This is a genomic window from Streptomyces sp. NPDC040432 (assembly GCF_055595445.1).
Genome location: NZ_JBVIVP010000011.1, coordinates 138,520 through 153,316, shown reverse-complemented (window position 1 = coordinate 153,316; position 14,797 = coordinate 138,520). Strand labels below are relative to the sequence as shown.

15 protein-coding genes, 1 tRNA gene and 1 pseudogene are annotated in these 14,797 nt (G+C 72.3%); 12 read left to right on the top strand and 5 right to left on the bottom strand.

Annotation, left to right across the window (positions count from 1 at the left end; all coding sequences use genetic code 11):
• Positions 1-127: 127 nt before the first annotated feature.
• Positions 128-763, bottom strand: a complete 636-nt coding sequence (gene upp, locus ACZ58N_RS23100) for a uracil phosphoribosyltransferase (RefSeq protein WP_471162932.1) — start codon at positions 761-763, stop codon at positions 128-130.
• Positions 764-952: 189 nt separating this feature from the next.
• Between upp and ACZ58N_RS23095 the strand changes: the two genes are divergently transcribed.
• The 10 genes from ACZ58N_RS23095 to ACZ58N_RS23050 all read left to right on the top strand — a co-directional run bounded on the left by ACZ58N_RS23095 (position 953) and on the right by ACZ58N_RS23050 (position 7,745).
• Positions 953-1,936 carry a universal stress protein gene (locus ACZ58N_RS23095; RefSeq protein WP_471162929.1) on the top strand — a complete coding sequence of 328 codons (984 nt, stop codon included), beginning with the start codon at positions 953-955 and terminating at the stop codon, positions 1,934-1,936.
• 160 nt (positions 1,937-2,096) lie between these two features.
• The gene (locus ACZ58N_RS23090) at positions 2,097-2,321 is read left to right on the top strand and encodes a hypothetical protein (protein ID WP_471162927.1); all 225 of its coding nucleotides are present in this window, start codon (positions 2,097-2,099) and stop codon (positions 2,319-2,321) included.
• A 194-nt stretch (positions 2,322-2,515) separates the two neighbouring features.
• Entirely contained in the window at positions 2,516-3,064 is a 549-nt protein-coding gene (locus ACZ58N_RS23085) for a tRNA adenosine deaminase-associated protein (RefSeq protein ID WP_471163115.1), read from the top strand.
• A gap of 62 nt (positions 3,065-3,126) precedes the next feature.
• Positions 3,127-3,555, top strand: a complete 429-nt coding sequence (gene tadA / locus ACZ58N_RS23080; protein WP_471163113.1) for a tRNA adenosine(34) deaminase TadA — start codon at positions 3,127-3,129, stop codon at positions 3,553-3,555.
• Positions 3,556-3,643: 88 nt separating this feature from the next.
• A tRNA-Ser gene (locus ACZ58N_RS23075) sits at positions 3,644-3,730 on the top strand.
• Positions 3,731-3,871: 141 nt separating this feature from the next.
• The gene (locus ACZ58N_RS23070) at positions 3,872-4,162 is read left to right on the top strand and encodes a hypothetical protein (RefSeq protein WP_471162924.1); all 291 of its coding nucleotides are present in this window, start codon (positions 3,872-3,874) and stop codon (positions 4,160-4,162) included.
• 370 nt (positions 4,163-4,532) lie between these two features.
• Positions 4,533-4,694: a hypothetical protein gene (locus tag ACZ58N_RS23065; protein ID WP_471162922.1), complete on the top strand. Its 162-nt coding sequence runs from the start codon at positions 4,533-4,535 to the stop codon at positions 4,692-4,694.
• Between the two features lie 208 nt (positions 4,695-4,902).
• A complete protein-coding gene (locus ACZ58N_RS23060; RefSeq protein ID WP_389700004.1) occupies positions 4,903-5,745 on the top strand; it encodes an RNA polymerase sigma factor SigF in 843 nt (280 codons plus the stop codon).
• Positions 5,746-5,977: 232 nt separating this feature from the next.
• Positions 5,978-6,817 (top strand): RNA polymerase sigma factor SigF, encoded by an 840-nt coding sequence (locus tag ACZ58N_RS23055; protein WP_471162919.1) that lies wholly within the window; start codon positions 5,978-5,980, stop codon positions 6,815-6,817.
• A gap of 79 nt (positions 6,818-6,896) precedes the next feature.
• Complete coding sequence (locus ACZ58N_RS23050) at positions 6,897-7,745, top strand: hypothetical protein (protein WP_471162916.1); 849 nt, start codon at positions 6,897-6,899, stop codon at positions 7,743-7,745.
• A gap of 149 nt (positions 7,746-7,894) precedes the next feature.
• Here the strand turns inward: ACZ58N_RS23050 and ACZ58N_RS23045 are convergent, their stop codons facing one another.
• Positions 7,895-8,122, bottom strand: coding sequence for a hypothetical protein (locus ACZ58N_RS23045; protein ID WP_471162913.1), 228 nt, complete (start codon positions 8,120-8,122; stop codon positions 7,895-7,897).
• Between the two features lie 147 nt (positions 8,123-8,269).
• Here ACZ58N_RS23045 and ACZ58N_RS23040 point away from each other — a divergent pair, with 147 nt between their 5' ends.
• Complete coding sequence (locus tag ACZ58N_RS23040) at positions 8,270-8,704, top strand: MarR family winged helix-turn-helix transcriptional regulator (protein WP_471162910.1); 435 nt, start codon at positions 8,270-8,272, stop codon at positions 8,702-8,704.
• Between the two features lie 83 nt (positions 8,705-8,787).
• Positions 8,788-10,380, top strand: a pseudogene (locus ACZ58N_RS23035) (MDR family MFS transporter); the annotation flags it as partial.
• A gap of 42 nt (positions 10,381-10,422) precedes the next feature.
• On the opposite strand, the gene ACZ58N_RS23030 reads toward ACZ58N_RS23035, so the two are convergent.
• The 3 genes from ACZ58N_RS23030 to ACZ58N_RS23020 form a co-directional block, all read right to left on the bottom strand.
• Complete coding sequence (locus ACZ58N_RS23030) at positions 10,423-11,121, bottom strand: TetR/AcrR family transcriptional regulator (RefSeq protein WP_471162907.1); 699 nt, start codon at positions 11,119-11,121, stop codon at positions 10,423-10,425.
• Between the two features lie 101 nt (positions 11,122-11,222).
• A complete protein-coding gene (locus ACZ58N_RS23025) occupies positions 11,223-13,478 on the bottom strand; it encodes a glycosyltransferase family 39 protein (protein WP_471162905.1) in 2,256 nt (751 codons plus the stop codon).
• Complete coding sequence (locus ACZ58N_RS23020) at positions 13,475-14,791, bottom strand: bifunctional glycosyltransferase family 2/GtrA family protein (protein WP_471162902.1); 1,317 nt, start codon at positions 14,789-14,791, stop codon at positions 13,475-13,477. Before ACZ58N_RS23020 ends, ACZ58N_RS23025 begins: the two co-directional genes overlap by 4 nt.
• Positions 14,792-14,797 lie beyond the last annotated feature (6 nt).

Below are 14,797 nucleotides of genomic sequence, written 5' to 3'. Positions count from 1 at the left end.
CACTCCGCCGAGCCGACGTGACTCCCGGGCTCCACTCCGCCGAGCCGACGTGACTCCCGGGCTCCACTCCGCCGAGCCGACGTGACTCCCGGGCTCCACTCCGCCGAGCCGACGTGACTCCCGGGCTCTACTCCGCCGAGCCGTACATGCGGTCGCCGGCGTCGCCGAGGCCCGGCACGATGTAGCCGTTCTCGTTGAGCCGCTCGTCCACGGCGGCCGTCACCACCGTCACCGGCGTGCCCGCCAGCTCGCGCTCCATGACCTCGACGCCCTCCGGGGCGGCCAGCAGCACCACGGCGGTCACGTCGTCGGCGCCGCGCTTGATGAGCTCCTGGATCGCGGCGACCAGCGTGCCGCCGGTGGCCAGCATCGGGTCCACGACGTAGACCTGGCGGCCCGAGAGGTCCTCCGGCATGCGCGTCGCGTACGTGGAGGCCTCCAGGGTCTCCTCGTTGCGGACCATGCCCAGGAAGCCCACCTCCGCGGTCGGCAGCAGCCGCACCATGCCGTCCAGCATGCCGAGACCGGCGCGCAGGATCGGGACGACCAGCGGGCGGGGGTGCGACAGCTTCACGCCGGTCGTGGGGCCGACCGGGGTCTCGATGTCGGCCTGCTCGGTGCGGACGTCACGGGTGGCCTCGTACGCGAGGAGCGTCACCAGTTCGTCGGCGAGGCGCCGGAACGTGGGGGAGTCGGTGCGCCTGTCGCGCAGCGTGGTGAGTTTGTGCGCCACCAAGGGGTGATCGACTACCTGCAAACGCACAACATCCTCCAAGACTCAGCCGGGTTTCGACCTGCGACCTGCGACCCTGCTACCTGCGACAACGGCCGCTGTTCGCGACCCACACCCAAAAGGCTACGCGGTGCGACGACCGCCCGGTGTCCACGGTGGCGACCGCCGCCCTCCGGGCGCGGAGATGCGGCCCGCCCGGATGCCCAGCACCCTTGACGGGTGAGCAATGGACTGGTGATCGCCGCGGTCGACGGATCCGAGCACAGCCTCCGGGCACTGGAGTGGGCCCGGAGGGCCGCCCTGCGCCACGGAGCCGCGCTGATGGTCGCCCACGTACTGCCCGACGCCTCCCAGTTGTACGCGGGGCGCCGCTCCGCGCTGCGCCATCCGAACGAACCCGACGAGTACGCCGATCCCATCGGCGACCACGTCCGCAGGGTGCTGGAAGCCTCGCCCGAGCTGCCGCGCGACGTCCGCCACGAGGCCCTGGAAGGTTCCGTACCCGAGGCGCTGCGGGTGGTCGCCGACGAGAACCGGCCGCTGATGCTGGTGATGGGCTCCCGGGGGCGCGGCGGGTTCGCCACCCTGTTGCTCGGCTCGAACAGCCGCGCCGTGTCCACCACCGCCACCTGCCCGGTGGTCGTGGTCCCGCACGCCGACCGCGACGCCATCGCTGCCGCCTCCGAGGCCTCGGCCGGCCGGGTGGTCCTCGGACTGCACGCCGCCGAGACTCCCGACGACGTACTGAGCTTCGCGTTCGCGGAGGCAGCCGCGCGGGGGACCACCGTCCAGGTGGTCTCGGCGTACGACCTGCCGCCCTCGCCGACGCTGCTGATCGACAGCCCCTTCGCGGTGATCCCGCCCGAGGCACTCGCCGACGACGGCGACGCGATCCCCGCCGAACGGGAGATGCTGCGCTCGCAGACGCGCCGGCTGGAACCGTTGCGGGCCCGCTGGCCCGACGTGCCCGTGGAACAGGCGGCCGTGCCCGGGGACCCGGCGGGACGCCTGGTGACGGCCTCCCGGTCGGCCGCGCTGGTCGTCGTGGGGCGCCACCATCCGCGCCGCAGGTCCCTGCTGATGGGCTCCGTCGCCAACGCCGTGCTCCAGCACGCGCACGGGCCGGTGGCCGTCGTACCGGACCTCACCGACGACTCCGGTGACACCGCCGAAACCGACGGCGCCGGACGCGCGGGCGGCTGAGGTCCCACGCGCGGCTGCCGGAAGGGGCTCCTCCGCCGTGGCCCTGACCTGGAACGATTTGGGAAGCACTGGCATCAATCGCGCCACCCGGGGGAAGGTGGGAGCCGGGGGGTCTGCTTCGCGCCGGCGGAGGAGGACGACCGGACCGGGGTGGTTGCCGATGCCCGAGACGCAGTCGAGCCGAACCAGTGACCAGAGTGACGGGAGCGATAGCGGGAGCGGGCCGCCCGAGGCGCCCGAGAGCGCCGCGCAGCGCCGGGCCCGGCGTGCCCAGTTCCTCCGCGACCTGAACGAGGCCCGCGAACTGCGCGACCGCGTACAGCCCCGGCGCGCCCGTGCGGCCCGCATGCGTCAGCAAATGCGGATGCGTACGTTCCGTTGGTGAGCGGCCGCGCGACCGGCGTGGCGGCGGACGCCGCGACACGGCCGCCGCGCGGAAGACCTCTCGCAAAGCCGCTGTTTCTGCCACGATGCCGATTGGGCGGGGTAAGGAACGGCCTGCGTCATGGCCGATCCCACCCCAACCTCCGGCCGGGGGGACCTCCAACCGGCACGCCTATGACCAGTGGGAGAGTCACGGTGTACTTCGCCGCACTGCTCGCGCGCACCGAAGACGGGTGGGAAGCGAGCGACCTGGAACTCGACGACGTCGAGTCCCTCAGTGATCTGATCGATCTCGCCCGTTCCGCCGCTGTCGACGACGACACGGTGGTCGCTCTCATCGAGCAGGAGGACGCCTGGTTCGGCGTCGTCCGCGTGGACGGCGAGGAGGACCCCCGGTACTACGTATCGAACGCCTCCGCAGCCGACCGCAGCTCCTACGGATCGATGCTGACCAAAGAGCTGCTGGGCAGCGACGAGGAGGACGACGAACTCGACGAACTGGACCTGGACGGGACCGAGGACGGCGAGGACGAAGCGGTCGCCGCGTTCACGGACGAGGACGACGACGCGGAGGACAGGGTGGTGACGGGTTCCGAGCCCGTCCCGGCCGGTCCGCTCGGCGACCCCCGGCTGCTGGACGACCTCGGAGTCAGCAACAAGCAACTGATGACCCTCGACGGGGACGCCCTCTCGGAGATCGCCGACTCGCTCGGCGCCACCGAGGTCCTGGAGGCCGTCCGCTAGTGGCCACCGCGCACGACACCTCGTACGGACCCGATCCCGTACGGGACCCCTGGCGGGACTCCATGCGCCTGGCGCTGGAGGAGGCGGCCCTCGCGGTCCCGGCCGGCGACGTGCCGGTCGGTGCCGTCGTGCTCGGCCCGGGCGGGGAACTCCTCGCCACGGGCCACAACGAGCGCGAGGCCACCGGCGACCCCACGGCGCACGCCGAGGTACTGGCGCTGCGCCGGGCGGCCGCCCGGCTCGGGGAGTGGCGGCTCACGGGGTGCACCCTCGTGGTGACCCTGGAGCCGTGCGTGATGTGCGCGGGCGCCCTCGTGCAGTCCCGGGTGACGCGGGTGGTCTTCGGGGCGGGTGACGAGAAGGCGGGCGCGGCGGGGTCCCTGTGGGACCTCGTCCGGGACCGCCGGCTCAACCACCGGCCGGAGGTGATCCGCGGGGTGCTCGAAGCCGAGTGCGCGCGGCAGCTGACGGACTTCTTCCGGGACCTGTGAACGGGCTCCGACGGCCCGCCCGGGCCGTCGGAGGGGCCGGCCGACACGGATTTCAGCTCTGCGTGCTCTTTGGGCTAAGCTCTCTCTCGGTAGCGTGTCCGAGCGGCCGAAGGAGCACGCCTCGAAAGCGTGTGATGGTGCAAGCTATCCGTGGGTTCAAATCCCACCGCTACCGCTCTGATCGAGAGCCCCGCCCCGCAAGGGTCGGGGCTCTCGGCGTTTCCGAGGGTCGGGCCGGAGCCCGGGCGAGAGCCCGGCCGAGGGCCCTCCGGGGGACACCCGCGTGACCGGCCGCCCGCTCGGCCGTTGTCACGGCATGACCAAGACCCAGCGCATGCTCGCCGCCATCGCCCTCGCGGGGGCCGCCGCGGGCCTCGCCGCACCCGCGGCCACCGCCGCACCGCTCGCCCCGCTCACCCTCCCGGACCTGCCGACGGCCACCCCGGGCATGCCGCAGGACGCCCAGCCGCGCTCCGTCCAGGAGATCGGCGGAAAGCTCAGCGAGGGCGCCAACCAGCTCAACCAGCTGATGGAGCTGCCGAACCAGCTCGCCCCCGTCATCGCCCCCGTCCAGCCCCTCACCGACCTCGCCGGCGGCCTGGAGTAACCCGGCGGCGCCCCCGGCACGCGAAGAAGGCCCCGACCGGGGTCGGGGCCTTCGACGTGATGGACGGGGGAAGTGGCATCGGGGGGACAAGCCACTTCCCCCGGTGAGGACGGAACCTGCCAGTCAGAGCCGCAGTCAGGGGGGAAGCTTGCGGCTCGGACCCCGCAGTGAGGTCCTGTCCCTCACCCACCGATTTCCTGCCAGAACCGGTGGGCTCGTGTTCAATCCTGCGCCTTCCACGACCGGAAACAGTCCGGCAAAGGGCCCGTACGAGCGGGTCATTGGTCCTTAAAGGGCAGGTGAGTGTCCAAACCTGACCGGTTAGACTCACCCGACTTTGCAGGACCGGTTGGGGAGGCCGTCACCGCTCATGGACACCAAGAAGATCATCGTGGGCGCGCTCGTCGTCTTCGTGCTCTACGTGATCATCACCGAGCCGGTCAAAGCAGCAGATTTCGTCCAAATAGGCTTCCAGGGAATCTCGGATGCCGCCTCCGGTATCGGCGAGTTCATGACCGAACTGGTGAGCTGAGCCCGTACGCTGAAGCGGTTTCCGGACTTCCCGGCCCCCCACTCCGACGGGTGGGGGGTCTTTTGCATTCCCACGACTCCAAGAGATTGTCACGATATGCCCAACTTGCCCTCAACACGGCGATATACGGTGCTTGCGTATAGTGCACATCTCTTGTGATGCTATGACCGCTTTTGACAGATGAGTTGACTGAAGGGGTGGCGTGACCGTGCCGGCCAGTACTGCGCCTCAGGTGCCACCCCAGCAGGACGTCCAGCAGGAGCCCCCGGCCGCCCCGAGGCCGCAGAGCCGGGGCGCCGACACCCGGGCCCTCACCCAGGTGCTCTTCGGGCAGCTGAAGGGCCTTCAGCCGGGCACCAGCGAGCACGGGAGGGTGCGCGGGGCCCTGATCGAGGCGAACCTTCCCCTCGTCCGCTACGCGGCGGCCCGCTTCCGCAGCCGCAACGAGCCGATGGAGGACGTCGTCCAGGTCGGCACGATCGGGCTCATCAACGCGATCGACCGCTTCGACCCCGAGCGCGGGGTGCAGTTCCCGACCTTCGCCATGCCGACCGTCGTGGGCGAGATCAAGCGGTACTTCCGCGACAACGTGCGCACCGTCCACGTCCCCCGCCGGCTCCACGAGCTGTGGGTCCAGGTCAACGCCGCCACCGAGGACCTCACCACCCTCCACGGCCGCACCCCGACCACACCCGAGATCGCCGAACGGCTGCGGATCGGCGAGGACGAGGTGCTCTCCTGCATCGAGGCCGGCCGGAGCTACCACGCAACCTCGCTGGAGGCCGCCCAGGAGGGCGACGGCATGCCCGGCCTGCTCGACCGCCTCGGCTACGAGGACCCGGAGCTGGCCGGCGTCGAGCACCGCGACCTCGTCCGCCACCTGCTCGTCCAACTGCCCGAACGCGAGCAACGCATCCTGCTCCTGCGGTACTACAACAATCTGACCCAGTCGCAGATCAGCGCCGAGCTCGGCGTCTCCCAGATGCACGTGTCCCGGCTGCTCGCCCGGAGCTTCGCCCGACTGAGATCCGCAAACAGGATCGAGGCTTAACCGGATCGGGTGGAGGCATTACCGCGTTTCCCTACAGAAACGGCTCATTCCGGTCGGTGCGCGCTCTGTCGCTGGAGATACTTGTCGACATGACGCTACAGCGTGTTGCCGACATGTGACATTCTGCTGGAACCGCGTTTGCCGCAGCCCCGCCTCCGGTATTCAGGTGGAGGCTGCGTTCCTCCGACGGGCGCGCAGAACACGCGACCGTCCGCGACCTCAAGGGGGTGGCATGTCCGTAGACCAGGGCAGCTCCAAAGTCCTCACGCTCGTCAAGCGTGAGCAGCCGGCTGTGTCCGAACGCTCGGAAGCCATCGACACCCGCACCCTCTCCCGCTCCCTCTTCCGGCGACTTGCCGCCCTGGACGCGGACAGCCCCGAACGGACCTACGTACGTGACACCCTGATCGAGCTGAACCTGCCGCTCGTGCGCTACGCGGCGGCCCGCTTCCGCAGCCGCAACGAGCCGATGGAAGACATCGTCCAGGTCGGCACGATCGGCCTGATCAAGGCGATCGACCGCTTCGACTGCGAACGCGGGGTCGAGTTCCCGACGTTCGCCATGCCGACCGTCGTGGGCGAGATCAAGCGGTTCTTCCGGGACACCTCCTGGTCGGTCCGCGTCCCGCGCCGACTCCAGGAACTGCGCCTCGCGCTGACCAAGGCCAGCGACGAGCTCGCCCAGAAGCTCGACCGGTCGCCGACCGTCCCCGAGCTCGCGGCCGTGCTCGGGGTCACCGAGGAGGAGGTCGTCGACGGTCTCGCCGTCGGCAACGCCTACACCGCCTCCTCGCTCGACTCGCCCTCCCCGGAGGACGAGGGCGGCGAGGGCTCCCTCGCGGACCGGCTGGGGTACGAGGACACCGCGCTCGAAGGTGTCGAGTACCGCGAGTCCCTGAAGCCGCTGCTGGCCAAACTCCCGCCCCGGGAACGGCAGATCATCATGTTGCGGTTCTTCGCGAACATGACCCAGTCGCAGATCGGCGAGGAGGTCGGCATCTCCCAGATGCACGTCTCCCGACTGCTGACGCGCACGCTCGCGCAGCTCCGCGTGGGTCTGATCGGCGAGTAGGGGGTCCGGCCCTCCCCTGCGGAGGGCCGACCTTTCGCACGGGGTTCCTATTTGACGTTGCGTCAGGAAAACTGGCGCGATGCGAACGGGATCCCGCGCGGCGCTCGCCCTGACCCTGTGCTGCACGGCCGCCGCCGCCCTCACCGGCTGCGGGGGCACGGCACGGGACGGCTACCTCGCCGTGGGCGCGGCCGCCCCCGGGCCCGAGAGGGGCGCGGGGGAGAACGTCGCACCCCGCGCCGGGGTGGAGTTCCAGCCGCTCGCGGCGCCACCGCCCGGGGCCCCGGCGGGATCCTCCCTCCCGGCGTCCACCGCCGCGACGGGCACCCCCTCCGACACCGGCCCCGCGATGCCCGGCACCCAGGGGCCGCAGCCCCCCGGGAGCTCCGGCGGGGGCGGCGGGACGGCCACCGCTCCGGGCGGCTCCGCCCCGATGCCCGGCACCCCGCCGGCGCCGGGCCGACCCGCCACGCCCGGCGGCACCCCGCCCGGGCAACCGGGTACCGGCGGCGGCGCCGGAACACCCGGCACCCCCGGAACACCGGGCACGCCCGCCCCTCCGGCACCGAAGCCGGGGACCGGGACGCCCAAACCTCCGACCCCGACACCGCCGCCGGCGACCGCGGCGAAGCTGTCGTTGAGCGCGCCGACCCGCGCGGCGGCGTCGGAACGCCGGTGCGAGCGGGTCACGGTCACGTTCACCAACACCGGCGGCACAGAAGCCCGTTCGGGCACGGTCGACTTCGAGACGCACGTCATCGGCGCGCTCGGCATCGACTGGGCCACGATCCACACCTCCCAGCCGCTGCCCGGCCCCATCGCGGCCGGCGCCGCGAGGACGCAGACGTACACGGTGTGCGTGGAGGCCTGGCGGGTGCCGCTGGGCATGCGGGTGGAGACCCGCAGGGTCACCGCGACCTGGAGCTAGCCCCCGAGTCGGGACACCGGTGCCGTGGCCGGACGGGCCCACCGGATCCTGCCGGTCGGGCCCCCGTCGTCCGGCGCCGTGCCGTGGGGATGTCCTCGCTCGCTACGCCCGTGCGCATCAACGCACGTGCGGCGGCTCGGGGCCCCGGATCAGCGCAGGACCAGCCAGAGGGCCGCGCCGATCACCAGGAGCAGGGCGACGGCCAGGGCGACCTTGACCCCGTTCCCGCCGCCCGCGGCCTTCTGTCGTCGGCGGGCGCCCGGAACCGACGGGGTACGGGCCGGTGCGGCCTCCTCGACGAACGCGCGGAACATCTGCGTGCTGCCCGCGGGGTCGTAGCCGCCCTCGGGTCCGGGAGAGTCGTGGTTCGCAGCCATGGCCCAGGACCCTAGCGGGTTCCGGTACCCGTTTTCCGTTGCCGGCGGGTTTTCCGATTCCTTTACCGCCGGACCCCCGGATTCATTTGCCTGTAGCAACCATCGGCTTCTATGGTTGCCCTAAGCAACAAGATGGGGGGCATTCCGGTGACCACGCGAACAGCGCCGAGCGGCACCCGGTACGAGGAGCTGGCCCGCCAGCTCACCGCTATCGGAGCGGTCAAGCGCGACCTGGCCCGGATCCTGCCCCACGACTGCCCGCCCGGCTCCGCCGCCGTCCTGACCGTGCTCGACCGGCACGGGGAGATGCGGCTGAGCCGACTGTCCGAGTTCATGGCCGTCGACATCTCGGTGACCAGCCGCCACGTGGCCCACGTGGCCCGGCTCGGCTGGATCGAGCGGGAGACCGACCCGGTCGACGGCCGCTGCCGGATCCTGCGCCTCACCCCGTCGGGACGCGCGCTGCTCGCCGAGCTCGGCGCCCGCTACACCGGCGCGCTGGAAACGGCCCTGGCCGACTGGTCGGCCGCGGACATCGACGTACTCAACACCCTGCTGGCCCGACTCCGATCGAGCTTCTAGTACTAAGGAAACGCATGGCTACGACCACACCCCACGGTGTGCGGGAAGGCGGCCGGTCGGAGACCACGTCCGACGGCGCGCCGATGACCCACCCGCAGATCATGAAGGCACTGTCCGGGCTGATGCTCGGCATGTTCGTGGCGATCCTGTCCTCCACGATCGTCTCCAACGCACTGCCGCAGATCATCAGCGACCTCGGCGGCACGCAGTCCTCCTACACCTGGGTCGTGACCGCGGCCCTGCTGTCGATGACGGCCGCCACCCCGCTCTGGGGCAAGCTGTCCGACCTCTTCAGCAAGAAGCTGCTCGTCCAGATATCCCTCGTCATCTACGTCCTGGGCTCCGTCGTCGCCGGGCTGTCCCAGAACACCGGCATGCTCATCGCCTGCCGCGTGGTCCAGGGCATCGGCGTCGGCGGCCTCTCCGCCCTCGCCCAGATCGTGATGGCCGCGATGATCTCCCCGCGCGAGCGCGGCCGTTACAGCGGCTACCTCGGCGCGGTCTTCGCCGTCGCGACCGTCGGCGGCCCGCTGCTCGGCGGCGTCATCACCGACACCGACTGGCTGGGCTGGCGCTGGTGCTTCTACGTCGGCGTGCCCTTCGCGATCATCGCGCTGATCGTCCTCCAGCGGACCCTGCACCTCCCGGTCGTACGCCGGGACGTCAAGGTCGACTGGCTCGGTGCCTTCCTCATCAGCGGCTCGGTCTCGCTGCTGCTGATCTGGGTCACGCAGGCCGGTGACTCCTACGCGTGGATCTCCTGGCAGACCTGGGCGATGACCGGCGGCGCCGTGGCGCTCGGCCTGCTCTTCGTCCTCGTCGAATCCCGCGCGAGCGACCCGATCATCCCGCTACGACTGTTCCGCAACAAGACCATCACCCTGGCCTCGGCGGCCTCGCTCTTCGTCGGCATCGCCATGTTCTCCGGCACGGTCTTCTTCAGCCAGTACTTCCAGCTGGCCCGCAACGAGTCCCCCACGATGTCCGGCGTGCTCACCATCCCGATGATCGGCGGCCTGTTCGTCTCCTCCACCGTCTCCGGCCAGGTCATCACCAAGACCGGCCGCTGGAAGGCGTGGCTCGTCTCCGGCGCCGTCCTGCTCACCGTCGGCCTCGGCCTGCTGGGCACCCTGCGCTACGACACCCCGTACTGGCACATCGCCGTCTACATGGCGCTGACCGGCCTCGGGCTCGGCATGATGATGCAGAACCTGGTCCTCGCGACGCAGAACCAGGTGGCCCCCGAGGACCTCGGCGCGGCCAGCTCCGTCGTCACCTTCTTCCGCTCCCTCGGCGGCGCCATGGGCGTCTCGGCGCTCGGCGCGGTCATGGCCACCCGGGTCACCCACTACGTCCAGGACGGCCTCACCGCCCTCGGCCCGAAGGCCGCGGCGATGGGACACGGCGGGACCGCCGGCGGCGGGATCCCCGATCTCGACAAGCTGCCCGCGCCGTTCCGGACCGTCATCGAGTCCGCGTACGGCCACGGGGTCGGCGACGTCTTCCTCTACGCCGCCCCGTTCGCGCTGCTCTCCCTGGTACTGGTGCTGTTCATCAAGGAGGTCGCGCTCAAGTCGAAGCCGGCCGCGCACACCCCGGCGGCCGAGGGCTCCACGACCCCGGTCGGGGTGGGAACGCCCAGCGACGCGGCGGCGCGAGCCGCTGTCGACGCCGACGCCCTGAGCAAGGCCGGCAAGGGGTCGGCCGGGTACTAGGGACTAGCCCCGGGATCCGCCGGTGGTGGTGGCCCCGGCCTTGGCCGCGATGCCTGCGATGCCTGCGATGCCTGCGATCAGGACGTCGAGCGCCAGGCCGAAGTCCCCGTCGTGATCCCGGCGGTCGGACCCTTCTTCGGGAGTCCGGCCGTCGGACCCGTCGCAGCCGATCGGCCCGCCGCCGGTCAGGAACCGGCAGACGGCGAGGTGGGCGCCGGTACGATCGGCGCCCACCAGTCCCGCGTCGTCCCACAGCCGGTGCAGGGCCGCGTCGAAGGCCCGCGCGTGCGGGCCGATGTTCGGGTGGACGACGTTGAGCGGGACCACCCACGGATGCTCGGCCAGCACCTCGCGGTAACCGCGCGCCAGCTCACGCAACCGGTCCGGCCAGGCCTCCCGCGCGGCCGGGCCGACCGGGAGCCGTTGACCGCCGAGGGCACTGTCCAGGGCGAGTTCGAGCAGATCGTGCTTGGTGTCGACGTACCAGTACAGGGACATCGCGGTCACCCCGAGCTCGGTCGCCAGCCGGCGCATCGAGAAGCGGGCCAGGCCCTCCGCGTCGAGCAAACGTACGGTGGCCGCGGTGATCCGGTCCCGGTCCAGCCCCGAGGGGGCCTCGCTCCTGCGCCGGACGGGGGCGGCGGGCCCGACGACCCGCCACACACTGCTCCCGACCTCGTCCGGATCGGCCTCGCTCACCATGGAGGCACCCTCCTCACCACAGGGGGATCAGCCCGGAATGCCCGGTCCGCCCTCTTGATGCTAGGGGGTGCCTCCGCTCCTCCGCCCGGATCGGGGTGGGATCAGGACGCACCGGTCAGGTCGTAGAAGGTGGTCCCGCCGATGGTGGTGGCCTCGAAGTTGGCCTTCACCCAGCTCTCGATGGCGGACCCGGCCGCCCCGCCGGGCCGGCCGGCTCCCGCACCGCCACCGCCACCGTCACCGCCGCCGCCCGGACCTGCGGCGGTCCCGTCGGCGGCGCCGGGCGGGTTCCCGGCTTGACTTCCCCCCTGGTTCCCGGCCAGGCCCTCGGTGGCCTGGCTTCCGGTGGTCCGGCTTCCGGCCTGGGCGATGAACCAGTGGATGCGGCCCGCCCTCACATAGGCCTGGAACTGCTCCAGGGTCGGGGAGGGGTCACTGCCGTTGAAGCCGCCGATGGCCATCACCGGCTCCTCGGACGCCAGTTGGTAGCTCGCCGCGTTCTGCGATCCGATGGCCGCCGCCGCCCACGTGTACCGGTCGGCATCCTTGCGCAGGGCCGCCTCGGCCTCGGCCCCGACCCGGGTGCCACCGAGCAGCCCTCCCATGCCGCCCGCGCCTGCGCCGGGACCGCCGCCCGCGCCACCGGGTCCCCGGCCGGCGCCGTCGTCCGCACCCGGTACGCCCCGGCCGGCTCGTCCGTCCGCGGCGCCCGTGCCGTCCGTGCCGTTCATGCCGCCCCCGCGCCCGTCGGGGACCGGTGCACCCCCCGGGATGCCCCCGGGCGGGGCCTCGCCGCCGGGGCCCTGCCGCATTCCGCCGGGACCGCCCCGGCCACCCGCCACGGCCGGACCGGCCGTCACGATGGAGCCCGTGTGGCCGGCGCTCACCGTGGTCAGGCAGTACGCGAGCGGGCCCGCCAGAGCGGCCGCCAACCCCAGGGCGGCCGTCGCCCGCAGCAGTCGCGGGTCGAGGCGGGCGCCGAGGGCCAGCGCCACCGCGGCGAGCCCGCCCGCCACCAGGACCGCCCACCGCAGCCACGGCAGGTACCCGGCGGACCGGCCGAGCAGGACGAAGGACCAGTACGCGGTCAGCGCGAGGGTCCCGGAGAGGGTGAACGCCGCCGCCCCGGAGCCCCGTTCCTCCCACAGCAGGGCCACCCCCATCCCGGTCAGGGCGGCCGCGAACGGCGCCAGCGCGACGGTGTAGTACTCGTGGAAGATCCCCTGCATCCAGCTGAAGACCACGGCCGTGATCAGCAGGCAGCCGCCCCAGGCGAGGAAGGCCGCACGGGCCATTCCCTCCAGGGAATCGGTGGCCCGACGGGCCCGCCAGGTGATCACCAGACCGGCGACCAGCAGGATCAGGGCGGCGGGCAGCAGCCAGGAGATCTGCCCTCCCACATTGGCCGAGAAGAGCCGGTCGATACCGGTCTCGCCCCAGCCGCCACCGCCTCCACCACCGCCCGGGCGTTCGCCACCACCGCCGCCGACGCTGCCGGTCTCGTTCCCGTTGATCCGGCCCAGGCCGTTGTAGCCGAGGGTCAGTTCCAGGAAGGAGTTGTTCTGGGAGCCGCCGATGTACGGGCGGGAGGCCGCGGGCCACAGCTCGACCACGGCGACCCACCAGCCGCCCGCCACCACCGCGGCCAGCCCCGCCGCCAGCAGCTGGCCCAGGCGCCGGCGCAGCCGGGTCGGCGCGCAGAACGCGTACAGCAGGGCGAGGGGCGGCAGGATGACGAAGGCCTGGAGGGTCTTGGTGAGGAAGGCGAAGCCGACGGCGACACCGGCCCAGAGCAGCCAGCGGGTGTGGGCCCCCTCCAGGGCGCGCAGCACGCAGTACACGGTGACGGTCAACAGGAGGGTGAGCAGCGCGTCCGGGTTGTTGAAGCGGAACATGAGCGCGGCGACCGGCGTGAGCGCGAAGGCGCTGCCGCTCAGCAGGGCCGCGCCGGGCCCGAACTGGCGGCGTACGGAGGCGTGGAGCACCGCCGTGGTGCCCACTCCCATCAGGGCCTGCGGGACGAGGATCTGCCAGGAGCCGAGCCCGAAGAGCCGTACGGACAGCGCCATGGGCCACAGGGCGGCCGGCGGCTTGTCGACGGTGATGGAGTTCCCGGCGTCGGAGGAGCCGAAGAAGAAGGCCTTCCAGCTCTCCGAACCGGCCTGGACGGCCGCGGAGTAGAAGGAGTTGGCGTAGCCGGACGCGCCCAGGTTCCACAGGAGCAGCAGGGCCGTGCACAGGAGCAGGGCGGCGTACGCGGGGCGTTCCCAGCGCGGCCGTACGGCCGCCGCCGGGAGGGTGACGGCCGCGGGTTCGGGTGCGGCCGGCGGGAAGAGCGGTGGTGCGGCCGTGGTCACGGGCCCTCCTGGGTCGTGGGGACGGCGGTGGGGTCCGTCCGGGTCATGGGGTCGATCGGGGTCGTGGGCCGCGGGGCCGGGTCGGGGAAGACCCAGGACCGCAGGAGCAGGAAGCGGAGCACGGTGGCGGCGAGGTTCGCGGTGATCAGGACGGCGAGCTCGGTGGCGTGCGACGGCTCGGTGGTGGCGGCGCCGAGCGCGGCCAGGGATCCGCTGGTCAGGGCCAGCCCGATGCCGAACACGACGAGTCCCTGGGCCTGGTGGCGGATCGCCCGGGCCCGGCCGCGCACGCCGAAGGTGAGCCGCCGGTTGGCGGCGGTGTTGGCGACGGCGCAGAGCAGCAGGGCGGTCGCGTTGGCGCCCTGCGGTCCGGCCGCCCCCCGCAGGGCGGAGTAGAGCATCAGGTAGAGGAGGGTGCTCAGGGCCCCGACGGCGCAGAAGCCCAGGAGCTGGCGGGCCAGTCCCCGGGGGACGCCGGGCAGGGCGGTCCGGTCGCGGGGGTCGTCACCGAAGGGTCGGGCGAGCCGGTCGAGGGGGAGCGCTCCGACGGCCAGGGCCCGGCCCACCCGCCACATCCCCTTGAGGTCCTCGGCAGCGGTGCGCGCGATGTGGACCGAGGAGTCGGGGTCGTCGACCCAGTCCACGGGCACCTCGTGGATGCGCAGACCGGCCCGCTCGGCGAGCACCAGCAGTTCGGTGTCGAAGAACCAGCCGGAATCCTCCACCAGGGGCAGCAGCCGCTCGGCGACCTCACCACGGATGGCCTTGAACCCGCACTGGGCGTCGCTGAAGCGGGCGGCGAGCGACGAACGCAGCAGCAGGTTGTAGGCCCGCGAGACGAACTCCCTCTTCGCGCCCCGCACCACCCGCGAGGAACGGGCGAGCCGGGTGCCGATCGCGAGGTCGGAATGACCGGAGATCAGCGGGGCGACCAGCGGCAGGAGGGCGTTCAGATCGGTGGAGAGGTCCACGTCCATGTACGCGAGGACGGGCGCCTCCGAGCGGGACCAGACGGTGCGCAGGGCCCGGCCCCGGCCCTTCTCCTCCAGCCGGACGCTGCGTACCTCCGCGCACCCGACGGCGAGGGAGGCCGCGACCTGCGGGGTGCGGTCGGTGCTGGCGTTGTCCGCGATGGTGATGCGGAAGGGATAGGGGAAGGTGCGCGTCAGGTGGGCGTGCAGCCGGCGGACGCAGGGGCCGAGGTCCTGCTCCTCGTTGAAGACCGGGATCACCACGTCGAGCACGGGCACACCGGGCGGGGCCGCGAGGGGCATCCGTGCCGGAAGGGCCCCGGGAGAGGCGTCGGTTGACATGGAACG

Coding starts and splice junctions, on each gene's coding strand:
- ACZ58N_RS23090 (WP_471162927.1), top strand. CDS start 2,097: ATGCCCGAGACGCAGTCGAGCCGAACCAGTGACCAGAGTGACGGGAGC.
- tadA (WP_471163113.1), top strand. CDS start 3,127: ATGCGCCTGGCGCTGGAGGAGGCGGCCCTCGCGGTCCCGGCCGGCGAC.
- ACZ58N_RS23070 (WP_471162924.1), top strand. CDS start 3,872: ATGACCAAGACCCAGCGCATGCTCGCCGCCATCGCCCTCGCGGGGGCC.
- ACZ58N_RS23065 (WP_471162922.1), top strand. CDS start 4,533: ATGGACACCAAGAAGATCATCGTGGGCGCGCTCGTCGTCTTCGTGCTC.
- ACZ58N_RS23055 (WP_471162919.1), top strand. CDS start 5,978: ATGTCCGTAGACCAGGGCAGCTCCAAAGTCCTCACGCTCGTCAAGCGT.
- ACZ58N_RS23050 (WP_471162916.1), top strand. CDS start 6,897: ATGCGAACGGGATCCCGCGCGGCGCTCGCCCTGACCCTGTGCTGCACG.
- ACZ58N_RS23045 (WP_471162913.1), bottom strand. CDS start 8,122: ATGGCTGCGAACCACGACTCTCCCGGACCCGAGGGCGGCTACGACCCC.
- ACZ58N_RS23030 (WP_471162907.1), bottom strand. CDS start 11,121: ATGGTGAGCGAGGCCGATCCGGACGAGGTCGGGAGCAGTGTGTGGCGG.
- ACZ58N_RS23020 (WP_471162902.1), bottom strand. CDS start 14,791: ATGTCAACCGACGCCTCTCCCGGGGCCCTTCCGGCACGGATGCCCCTC.